This window comes from Sinorhizobium sp. CB7, from assembly GCF_041357635.1.
GTDB lineage: Bacteria > Pseudomonadota > Alphaproteobacteria > Rhizobiales > Rhizobiaceae > Rhizobium.
The window spans coordinates 1-1,154 of the sequence record NZ_JAULLL010000060.1; the positions used below are offsets into that span (position 1 = coordinate 1).

Below are 1,154 nucleotides of genomic sequence, written 5' to 3' on the forward strand. Positions count from 1 at the left end.
AACCTGGGCGGTCTTCAGTGCTGCGGTCTGATCGGTGGAGAGCGCCGCGACATTATCCGTGGAGAGACCCATCAGGGCAGTCACACTGATTGCCGCGATGTCAGCCGTCGAGAAGGTCGCGATATCTTCAGAGGCCAGAGTCCCGATCTGTGCCTGCGTCAGAGCGCCGACCTGTGTCGAGGTGAGCGCCTCGACCTGAGCGGAGCTCAGGGCGCCGATCTGGGCGGTCGTCAGCGATCCCAGGGTCTTGGTGTTCAGTGCTGCAACCTGGTCGGTGGAGAGTGCGGCGACGTTGTCGGTGCTGAGCGCAGACGCTTGTGCCGAGGTCAGGGCGCCGATCTGGGACGAGCTCAGGGCACCGACTTGGGCGCTGCTGAGGGCTGCGATCTGGTTGGTCTTCAGCGCCGCGACCTGGGCGGTCTTCAGTGCTGCGGCCTGATCGGTGGACAGGGCCGCGACATTGTCCGAGGAGAGACCGGACAGGGCGGTAACCGTAATCGCCGCGATGTCGGCCGTCGAGAAGGTCGCGATATCTTCCGAGGCCAGAGCCGCCAGCTGCGCCGAGCTGAGCGCGCCGACAAGAGCGGAGGTTAGAGCCTCAGCCTGAGCGGAGCTCAGGGCACCGATCTGGGCGGTCGTCAGAGCCGCAACCGTCTTCGAGCTAAGCGTTGCGACCTGATCGGTGGAAAGTGCGGCAATATTGTCCGTGCTGAGCGCCTTCAACTGCGTGGAGTTCAGGGCTCCAATTTGAGACGAGCTCAGGACACCGATCTGATCCGTCGTGAGGGCAGCGATCTGGCCAGTCTTCAGTGCCGCGACCTGGATGGTCTTCAGTGCGGCGGTCTGATCGGTGGACAGGGCCGCGACATTGTCCGAGGAGAGGCCTGACAGGGCGCTCACATTGATCGCCGCGATGTCGGCGGTCGAGAAGGCCGCGATATCCTCAGAGGCAAAAGCAGCCATCTGCGTCGAGGTGAGTGCCGCGACCTGTGCCGAGCCCAGCGCTTCAGCCTGAGCGGAGCTCAGAGCACCGATCTGGTCGGTCGTCAGCGACCCCAGGATCTTGGTGCTGAGGGCTGCGACTTGGTCGGTGGAGAGGGCTGCGATGTTGTCCGTGCTGAGCGTCTTCAACTGCGTGGAGGTCAGGGCGCCGA

The 1,154-nt window shown here is 64.2% G+C and carries 1 pseudogene; it reads right to left on the minus strand.

The features are described 5' to 3' along the window. Positions 1-1,154: pseudogene (locus tag AAE029_RS36165) on the minus strand (hypothetical protein); the annotation flags it as partial.